At 34.4% G+C, this 9964-nt stretch carries 11 protein-coding genes; 7 read left to right on the top strand and 4 right to left on the bottom strand.

Going from position 1 to position 9964, the window contains the following annotated elements:
- The first annotated feature begins 381 nt into the window (after positions 1-381).
- The 3 genes from IHO13_RS00145 (at position 382) to IHO13_RS00135 (ending at position 3920) form a co-directional block, all read left to right on the top strand.
- Complete coding sequence (locus IHO13_RS00145; RefSeq protein WP_225537187.1) at positions 382-1422, top strand: quinone-dependent dihydroorotate dehydrogenase; 1041 nt, start codon at positions 382-384, stop codon at positions 1420-1422.
- A 78-nt stretch (positions 1423-1500) separates the two neighbouring features.
- Positions 1501-2208 (top strand): ribonuclease III, encoded by a 708-nt coding sequence (gene rnc, locus IHO13_RS00140; RefSeq protein ID WP_225537186.1) that lies wholly within the window; start codon positions 1501-1503, stop codon positions 2206-2208.
- A 212-nt stretch (positions 2209-2420) separates the two neighbouring features.
- Complete coding sequence (locus IHO13_RS00135; RefSeq protein WP_410543367.1) at positions 2421-3920, top strand: type II secretion system protein GspD; 1500 nt, start codon at positions 2421-2423, stop codon at positions 3918-3920.
- Here the strand turns inward: IHO13_RS00135 and IHO13_RS00130 are convergent.
- The 4 genes from IHO13_RS00130 to IHO13_RS00115 form a co-directional block, all read right to left on the bottom strand.
- Entirely contained in the window at positions 3910-4701 is a 792-nt protein-coding gene (locus IHO13_RS00130) for a P44/Msp2 family outer membrane protein (protein WP_225537190.1), read from the bottom strand. The two genes, IHO13_RS00135 and IHO13_RS00130, sit on opposite strands and share 11 nt — an antisense overlap.
- Positions 4702-4736: 35 nt before the next feature.
- Positions 4737-5972 carry a tRNA (N(6)-L-threonylcarbamoyladenosine(37)-C(2))-methylthiotransferase MtaB gene (mtaB, locus tag IHO13_RS00125; RefSeq protein ID WP_225537184.1) on the bottom strand — a complete coding sequence of 412 codons (1236 nt, stop codon included), beginning with the start codon at positions 5970-5972 and terminating at the stop codon, positions 4737-4739.
- Positions 5973-6402: 430 nt separating this feature from the next.
- Positions 6403-6756, bottom strand: a complete 354-nt coding sequence (gene gatC, locus IHO13_RS00120) for an Asp-tRNA(Asn)/Glu-tRNA(Gln) amidotransferase subunit GatC (protein ID WP_225537183.1) — start codon at positions 6754-6756, stop codon at positions 6403-6405.
- A complete protein-coding gene (locus IHO13_RS00115) occupies positions 6746-7672 on the bottom strand; it encodes a ribose-phosphate diphosphokinase (RefSeq protein ID WP_225537182.1) in 927 nt (308 codons plus the stop codon). The genes gatC and IHO13_RS00115 overlap by 11 nt, the downstream gene beginning before the upstream one ends.
- An 809-nt stretch (positions 7673-8481) precedes the next feature.
- On the opposite strand from IHO13_RS00115, the gene IHO13_RS00105 reads away from it, so the two are divergent.
- From IHO13_RS00105 to IHO13_RS00095, 4 genes are all read left to right on the top strand, one after another.
- Positions 8482-8748, top strand: a complete 267-nt coding sequence (locus tag IHO13_RS00105; protein ID WP_225537181.1) for a hypothetical protein — start codon at positions 8482-8484, stop codon at positions 8746-8748.
- A gap of 363 nt (positions 8749-9111) precedes the next feature.
- Positions 9112-9567, top strand: coding sequence for a hypothetical protein (locus tag IHO13_RS00100; RefSeq protein WP_225537180.1), 456 nt, complete (start codon positions 9112-9114; stop codon positions 9565-9567).
- Positions 9568-9585: 18 nt separating this feature from the next.
- Positions 9586-9714 (top strand): hypothetical protein, encoded by a 129-nt coding sequence (locus IHO13_RS05675; RefSeq protein ID WP_255586030.1) that lies wholly within the window; start codon positions 9586-9588, stop codon positions 9712-9714.
- Positions 9715-9762: 48 nt separating this feature from the next.
- Positions 9763-9954 carry a hypothetical protein gene (locus IHO13_RS00095; RefSeq protein ID WP_225537179.1) on the top strand — a complete coding sequence of 64 codons (192 nt, stop codon included), beginning with the start codon at positions 9763-9765 and terminating at the stop codon, positions 9952-9954.
- The last annotated feature ends 10 nt before the right edge of the window (positions 9955-9964 follow it).

The raw sequence follows: 9964 nt of genomic DNA, 5'->3' as shown, positions 1-9964 counted from the left end.
CAAGATTGAAGTATGCTCTGCAAAAGGTGAATATTTAGGATTTATAAATGAGACTAATTGTAAGGGAAAGCCTAAAATAAATAAAATGTTTGATTGAAAAATAGAAATGTAAGATTACTCATTAATAAACAATCAAAACAAGGGTTTTATTTAGATCAAGATAAGATCCCTATATTAGTAGAATCTCGAGTTAATAAATTTGGCTATCTTGAATTAGTGTATAAAAAAACTGATCAAGTTGTGATTTCCTTTCAGAAAAATTAATTGTTATCGCTTATGGAAGTATTCATAAGCAAAATCAATAAAAACGTCTTCTTTTAAAGTTACAGTTATACTTCCGTGGCATTTTATGGTAGAAAATAAACTGAAGAGTGTTTTAAAATGATATTACGTAATTTACTATTTTTGCTACCACCTGAAATTGTTCATTCCTTGGCAATCACGATGTTAAAAAAGATGCCTTGCGGAAAACCTATAGAACTACCAGAATCTTTAAACGTAAACTTCTTTGGTAATAAACTCAGGAGCCCTGTAGGTCTTGCTGCAGGTTTTGATAAGAATGCGGAAATTATAAGGCCCATGCTCTCACTTGGTTTTGGATTTATCGAGTCTGGTACTGTAACTAAACACCCCCAATACGGAAACAAAAAACCGAGAATTTTTCGGTTAATTGAAGACGAAGGAATAATCAATAGATTAGGATTTAATAATAAAGGAATAGACTATTTCCTTAAGCAAATAGATGGAACCAAGCTTGATGACTGCATTTTCGGCATCAATATAGGGAAAAATAGCACTTCGAAGGACCAAATCAGTGACTATGTTGACTTAATAAAGATGATATATGGGAAAAGTAGCTATATAGTGCTGAATATCTCATCTCCAAATACGCCAAATTTACGCAATCTGCACAACAAGCAGGAATTATCAGAATTCTTGAAGTCTATAATTCTAACCAGGAAATCAATCGATAACTCTGGATCCATACCAATAATATTAAAAATTTCTCCAGATATAAATCAGCAAACAAAAGAAAATATTGCTGAGCTTGTATTGGAATACAAAATTGACGGCTTGACAGTAAGCAATACTACGGTTAGTCGAGATAATCTACATTCCCATCACAATGAGATTGGCGGATTAAGTGGTAGACCGCTGTTTAAACTTTCAACTGAGTTATTGAGTGACATGTATAAACTCACTAAGGGCAAGACATTATTAATAGGGTGCGGGGGAATCTCAAGCGGCGCTGATGCATATAAAAAGATAAAGGCAGGAGCCTCTCTAGTACAACTGTACACTACTCTCGTATACCAAGGGCCTCAAGTTGTGAATAAAATCAATCTAGAGCTTGCAGAGCTAATAAGAAGAGATGGACTGAGTAACACCAGTAAGGCAGTGGGTTGTGACCACAAATCTTAGCAACTTATTTTGATGGAGTAAAACTAACTTTCTGATATAAAAATACAGCAGGAAGTATTTCCTTTCAATACAACAAGTATGAAAAACGTGAACGATGCAATATCTAAAATCATCAACTATAGGTTCAAAAATGATGCTATATTAGAGGAAGCACTGACTCATCCAAGCTTGAATAAAAGGAATAGTAAAAATCAAACTGAAAATTACGAAAGGTTAGAATTTTTGGGCGATAGCATTTTGAATATGATTGTGTCTGCTATACTGTTTAAACTATTTCCTGAAGAAAGAGAAGGCGCGTTGGCGAAAAGAAAAATGGACTTGGTTTGTGGCAGCACGATTGCCAATGTTGCTAAAGAAATAAAGTTGGGCGATTTTATTATCATGAATAATAGCGAACGCTGCAATGGAGGAAAATGTAACTTAAAAAATTTAGAAAACGCACTCGAAGCACTAATAGGTGCGATTTATATTGACAGCGGATTTAAAAATGTTGAAAGATTTGTTACCCGACATTGGGAGGAGTTGGCTAAGGATATGCCAACCCCTCCTCAAGATCCTAAAACCTCGCTACAAGAATGGATTCAGAAAAATAAATTACCTCTACCAGAGTATAAGCTTGCAAAACAGACTGGACCATCACACAATCCTGAATTTACCATATCAATTCGCATAAAAAATTATGGTGAAGTTTCTGCATGCGCTTCTAGTAAAAAGGTTGCTGAACAAAAGGCTGCAGAGTTAATGCTAGAAAAAATTAACGATAGTGAAAAAAGCAATTCAACTTAATTCAAGTTTTAAGAAACAAAAGCATCCTGATCAAAAACAATTGTGGATGGTCTTATAGATAAGAACCCTGCAGCTCTAAGGCTATAAATTTGCAGCATTGTGTAGTAATTCTGCTAGATGAAAATAAAATTAAATACATTTTTAATATTTTTATAGAAATCTATTAGAATGGGTTTGTATGCTTTTTTCTAATGACCATTTTTAGATGCTTAATGCTCCTTTTTATCATCTCCTGTATATGCTTATCTGTTCAGGGATATATTACCCAAATAGGCGACAAAAATCATCACGATATTGAGCACGACCATTCACTAAGGCAATGCAAGGGTAAAATTTTCCTTTCGGAGAGCAATGAACCGGCAGTACCAGAAATTGTACCTTTACCCGTAAAGTTTCCTGATTTCGCGGCCAGTAGTCAGCTTATTTCTATTAATATTGGTGAAGAAGTACCAGTAAAGGATTTGCTGATTGAGATAGGAAAACTTTCCGACATTAACTTGGATATAGATCCAAAAATATCAGGTAACATTATTTTAAAGCTAAAAGATAAAAATATAAATGAAGTAATTCAGAGCATAGCTGATAGTGCCAAACTGCGTTACTCGACAAGTAATGATGTGATTAGAATTGAGCAAGATTTACCGTACACGCAAAATTATTACGCAGACTTTGTCAATATTCAACACTCTGCTCAAAGCAGTTTTATTGTTAACAACAATATTACCAGCAATGACGGAATCGATGCCGATAAAGACTATAACAGCGTTATGAAGTCTCAATATAGCAGCGATTTATGGAACTCGTTGGAAAAGGGGTTGAATGCAATAATAGATGTTAACGGGGTAAATGATGGAGAATTCCTTTCATCTAATAGAGAAACTGGTGTTATTATTTTGAATGCTAGAAAAAATATCCACAAAGCTGTTGAAGAATATATTAATAAAGTTAAGCGATTAGCGTCTTCTCAAGTAATGATAGAGGCAAAGATAGTTGAAGTCGTGTTAGATGATAAGTACCTTTCTGGTATCAATTTAGACGATTTATGTGATGGAATCAAACCTGTAATGAATCAAGATAATTCCATTGTTAATCTGGCAATGAACTTCGGCATGGGTGATTTGGGGAATTTAGTAAAAGGTTTAGACAAATTTGGCACTTCAACTGTGATTTCAAGCCCTAGAGTACATGCCATAAATAATCAGCAAGCAATGATTTCTTTCACTAAAAATCACGTTTATTTCACCTCTGATGTACAAAAAAACTCCAATAATACCTTAGTTACCAAAATGAATAGTGTTCCAATAGGGGTTGTGTTAATAATCCATCCAAGCATCAACATTGATACTAGTGAAATATTCATGGATATACACCCAACCTTATCAAGAATTAACGGCTATACTAAAGACCCAAATATAGAGTACATCGCGCAGCAAAGTAAAACAAAACTGAATAGTAACATTCCAATTATTGAAATTAGGGAGATGAACTCTATGTTAAAAATCAAGAGTGGTGAAGTTATGGTAATTGGCGGACTCATAGAGCATAGAGAAGATAAGCAAAGCTTTAAAGCTACGTTGCATCAGAAGTTAAAAAGGCTAGCGGATAACACGAGAACAGTAGAAACCGTTATCTTTTTAAAAGCAACGATTGTACCAACGTTCGGCTTGTTAGATAAAAAGGACGAGAATTTATATATATTAACTAAAAACTAAGCATCAAACCGATTTCAATATTATGAGTTGATATGTTATCTGCAACGGGTATTGGAATACTGAAGTAACGATAACCAAGGAAGGTTTTGACTTCCGGAACTATTGAATAACTAACACCAAATTTCACTTGATAAGCAAACCAAGGAACATTCAATGGCATTGAATTTTTAGGTGACCTATTAACTTTTTTTAACCTAAAAACTGCTGGTCCTATACCAAGACTAGTATACGGGGCAAATTGTGTACCCTGCGTACTAGGATTATAATAGAAGTTTAACAAAAATGCAAATATACTGACTGATTTATCAAGTACTAGCAGAGGGTTATCACTTTTAATATCAGCCCAAGAATACATAGTTTCAAAATCAATTCGGCCATTTTCCCTAGCATAGTAACCTAAAGATATGCTACTGAGCCACTGGAAATCAATTTTACCATCAAATTGCTGTATACTCTTAATTTCATCTGCTACCATATTTTTTGCTATTGCACCATAACGGCTCTCAACTAAGGTTAAGCATCTTTCTCCAATTGCTGTTATGCCATTCATAAATGTCTCTGAGCTGTCGTAATATATCTTGCCACCGTTGGTGCTAATATAGAAATTAAGTCTCTTGTCTTCAACTGATGTAACTTCTTTTTCATCATATTTTCTAGATTTATGGCACACAAATCTGTCTTCAAGCATTAGATCTTCAACATCACCTGCATTAGCCTGAGCGGAAAAGAAGCTAATACATAAGATTAGCAATGCATCAAAAACAGTAGGTCTTTTCATTATAAACAAATTTACAATACTTTTCTCACATCAAGAAATTAAGAAAGAACACTTCCAACTAAATAACCACTCTCCATTCCTATAACGTTAGCTTTTATAATACTTTTAGCCTGAATCTCTGATGAAAGCTTTATTAATGCAAAATTTTCTACCCTGCCAATATTATTTTGCTCAACTAAAACGCTTTGTTTAGTGCCGATCAAAGATTGATAAAAGTTACTCATCATCTCTTTACTTATTTCCCTCAAGTTTTTTACCCTTTCTTTACGCACATTCTCTGGCACTTGTGGCATTCGTGCAGCAGGCGTGTTCTTTCGCTTTGAATATGGAAAAGCATGTAGGTAAACTATGTTCGTTTCCTTTAGTAGATTGACAGTATCTTGAAACATTTCATCAGTTTCCGTTGGAAATCCAGCAATAATATCAGCACCAAACGCTATATTAGGCCTCAAGCCCCTTACTTTATGACAAAATTCCATCACTTGCTCTCTACTGTGACGACGTTTCATCCTTTTTAGGATTAAATTATTACCAGATTGTAAACTTAAGTGTAAATATGGCATAAGTCTTGATTCGTTAGCTATTAAGCTCATTAACTCGTCGTCAATTTCAGCAACATCAATGGAAGAAAGCCTAAGTCTCTTCAATTCTGGTACATCCTTTAAAACTCTTCTGATCATTGAACCAAGTGAAGGTTTGCCAAATAAATCTGTACCAAAATCAGTAATATCAACACCTGTAAACACTACTTCTTGGTAACCATTTGCTACGAAAACCTTGATTTGCTCTATAATATTGTTTATTGGTACGGATCGGTTGCTTCCTCTTGCTTCAGTAATTGAGCAAAATGTGCAGCTATGATTACAGCCATTTTGGACTTCGATAAATGCCCTTGATTTATCTTCAAACTTATTAATTAGAATAGGTTCTGACCTGCTTGCTTGATTATCACTGACTAATATTTTGTTATTATTCAGCAAATAATTTTCAGTCTTTAGCTTATCTTGATTGCCCAGCACTTTGCTTACACCAGGAATGTTACTGTATGATTTGGGATCTAATTGAACGGCACACCCAACTACAATAATTTCTTTACTTGGATCATTTTTATGAATCTTACGTATTTTTTGCTTCACCTGGCGTTCTGCTTCATTTGTTACTGCACAACTGTGCACTACAACGACATTTTCTCTTTCTGCTTTTCTTAGTGCTTCTTTAATTAACTCACTTTCATAAAAATTTAAACGACAGCCAAATGTTACTACTTCATTCATGTTAGACTTCAATCGATTTTATAATTTAATTATTATATCAAGCATTCAAGTAAAGTCATTAAGCCTCTTACGACCAGGCCCAGAAACGTGAGAATGATTTGCCTCAAGCAAAGATTTGATGAAGGTAGAGTGTGTAACTGCGTCAACTTAGTATATACTAAAACCAGCTTAAGAAATATTAACCCAGAAAAACCGCACCAACTTGATGTTGGTGCTTGAAGCTACTTATCCTTTATAGAAAAAGCTGTACAGTATAGCAGGTGGAACTAGGGGGGTCAACTTTTTTTTAATGTTCTTTCTACATTTATTGAAGCAACAGTTACTAGATCTTTTATAACATTTATGTATATGACGCAGCATTTACCCAATTTTAATCTTCCAAAGCCCTATGTCGATCCTTTAAATGTTTTTCTTAGAAGATAGCCTTATTTCAATCGTTTATAACCTTTGGCACTACAAAATATCCATGCTCGGATTTTGTATTGGATAATATCTCCTCTTTAATATTCTGAGCATTGACAACGTCATCACGTACGTGAATGTTCTTATCTATACTACCATAACGTATAGGAGAAACACCTTCAGTGTTAACTTGCAACAAAATATCATGTATCCAATCCAGCATTGTTAGTTCTTTGGAATAGTGCTCAATTTCGTCATTTGATAACTTAATTCTTACAAGCTGTGCAATTTTAAGCATTTCTTCCTTAGTAATTGTCACTTTTCTTTTGTTTACAAACTCTATTAGCGAAGTGATGACGTCTTCTGTTGACCTAGCTGGCATTCTTATCCCCTTTAATGAAGCGAACCAAAATATTTGCAGTTGAAACAACTTCTACTTTACCAGTTTTTTCAAATTTGTGAAGTATGGTGTCTGTAATCACTAATTTATCTAGAGAAGAGGAAGAGATTTTTTCAATTGCATTTCCTGAAAGCGCACCATGTGTAATGCATGAAATTACAGATTTTGCCCCGTGACTTTTCAAAGCAAGAGCGGCATTGCATAATGTTCCACCAGAATCAACTATATCATCGATGATGACGCAATTCTTATTTGTCACTTCTCCTATTACATTCATTACCTGAGATGTACCTGCTTTCTCTCTATATTTATCTATTATGATAATCTTATCACTCAATTCCATCTCATATTTTTTCTCTAAAGTCTTTGCAAAAGCACGCGCTCTACCGATTGCTCCAACATCGGGTGCAACTATTGCTAAATTCTCCGTATGTATAGAATCAGCAAATACTTCAAGACAGCTTAAATTAGCGACTGGTATATCAAAAAACCCTTCAATTTGACTTGAATGTAAATCAACAGCTGCAACACCATCTGCACCTGCAGCCTGGATGAGATTTGCAGCTAATTTCGCACTCAAAGCAGATTGCATATTATCGTTTTTAATAACCCTATCTTGCCTGCTATATCCATAATAGGGAATAATCGCCATTATTCTTTTGGCTCTTGACCTCTTTACTGTATCAATTGTGATCAGGAGCTCCATAAGATTGTCATTTGCGGGAGGAGAAATTGACTGTATTATACATACCTCTTGATTATAGATATCACCTCCCACGTACACATTCATCTCGCCATCGGCAAACCTCGATACCTGGGTAAGGGATGGTTGAACATTTAGCTTACTAACTATTGATTCCCCTAATTCTTTACTAGCGCTACCTATTATTATCTTCATAATCTACCAATTGAATCTGTAAGATTATACAGAAACTATGGAGTGATTGAAACTCTATTCTAAAATCCTTATCAGCGATCTCTTGCACACCTACCGGTCATCCAAGTAGCCGGCATATTTCCTTTATAACAGCGTCATCCAAATAGCCTTTTCTTGTCATCCCAGTGCTTGACACTGGAACTCGATTTTTCTATAAAACGTTGTATTTTAACATAACTTTTATGCTCACCTACCCAATAAAATTCCTAGATTTCAGCGTCACGCGCTGGATGACAGGAGGGGCTACTTTCATGGTACCGTCATGAAGTGAAATGAAATCCAAGATTTGGTATTTAGAAAAATACTTCTCTCTTGCTGAAGCATTGCGTATAATGAACTTAGTATTGCAGCGCATTGCAAATTACTTCAAGTAGAATTTTTAGTACTAAATCTACAAGGGGGTTTTGTGAATAAGAAATTTCTCTGTTCATCATTATCAATAAAAAGTATAGAGAAAAACGGCGTATTTTCTGGTTATTAGAGAGTTTTTAACGTAGTTGATAAACAGAATGATCTCATCTTACCTGGAGTATTTAAAGAAAACTTGAATAGAGATAAAATAAAACTCCTCTGGCAGCACAACCTGAGCGAGCCTATGGTTATATTATAGATATTCATGAAAATGATGTTGGCCTGTATATAACTGCGCATTTACTTTTGGGTATCTAAAAGGCAGAATAAGTTTACTCGATGCTCAAAACTGGAGTAATCAATAGACTTTCAATTGGCTATATACCTATAGAGTGTGACATCGATTATGAAAGTGGAGTTTGAGTATTGAAACAAGTGGGATTATGGAAGTCAGTTTGGTTACTTTTCTTGCAAATTTAGCTGCTCAGGCAGTTAATGTAAAGAGTCAGGATAACAAACAGAAGATGTTAATAAGGGCAATAAATAAAGGCAAAAGATGTGCTTACAGGCTCATATATTTCTACTTGAAGCTTATTGCAAGCAAGGGTTTTATTGTAAATAGTAAATACTTACTTAACATTAAAGACGTTCAGGTTAGATTTGAATTAGCATTAATCCTTATTTAATATTTACACCAATATGTATAATTTTATTAATACTTTTGGTAGTCGTTAACAAAGTTCGACTCTCAATTTGGGAAAAGTTCTAAAGTTCAAAAGATAAGGTAGTTTTATGCTCAATGCTAACAATGAAACTAATGTTAAGAAGGAAGAAAGAAAACACAGTTGTCCCACCGTGTTTGCTTGGCTATACCTAAAAACGATTGGATGAATATTACCAAGGAGACGGAACAGATGGGCAGAAAATATTTTGTACTGTGAAAAACTACTGCAAACAATGAAGTTCAAACTGATGCTTTTAAAACAGTAGATGAAAGTGCTCAAGTTGACTTAAAATCCGCAGTTGAAGAGAAAGAGAGCCAAAGTGTAATGATAAGCAAAGATGGAGGGGTTCAGACTGAAGAAAGTAATAAATTCATTTTTAGTGACAACTACTCTGATGATAACTACCTTGACGTGGAAAAAGCAAATACAGAAGAAGATGAAGCATTAAAAGAACATCTGGAGGGTATAAGTCAGGAATTAGAACTTGAACGTTCACAAAATGCTTCCATAAAAGAAAATATAGAATTACAACCTGTAATTGAAATACTTGCAAAGGGTTATAAGGAATTTGCAGAAAATGTAGGCAAGCAAGAAGAGGAACTAACTGAACACAAAACGGAACTTATAAATAAAGCAAGAAAGCTTTCAGCAGAAGTGGAAGGAAAAGACTTAAAAATCAACACACTAACAACATTAAACAAAGCATTAAAACAGGATATAAAGGAAATAGAAACTAAAAATAGCGAACAACAGTGGATAGCTGAAATATATATGAAATAAAATGATTTGCTCTTGAACATGACGGAAATATCAGAAAAAACATTACAATTAAACAACCGAGAGCAGCAGGAAGAAAAAAAGAGCTTGGAAAATAAAGTATTAGAGTTACAAAAGCAGGCGCAAACTTTAGAAGGAAATAAGGAATAGGAGTTAGCTGGAATAGATGGCATCTTAAAGGAAGTTTTCTTGAACACAATGGAAATATTAGAGAAAGGACTACATGCTGTTGAAGGAAGAAACGAATCTTTAAAGAGGAAACTAACTACTCGATTAACTGAAATAGAGGAATTGAATAAGCAACTAGAGAAAGTAAACGAAGAATTAGAAAAATTAACTTTGTCCTCAGTTGATCGAGAACATCAGATAGAAGAGCTACAATCGAAATGAAGAGTTAAGA

The sequence above is a fragment of the Wolbachia endosymbiont of Mansonella perstans genome, assembly GCF_020278605.1.
GTDB lineage: Bacteria > Pseudomonadota > Alphaproteobacteria > Rickettsiales > Anaplasmataceae > Wolbachia.
The sequence above is the reverse complement of the archived record's forward strand: the minus strand, read 5'-3'. Positions and strand labels throughout refer to the sequence as shown.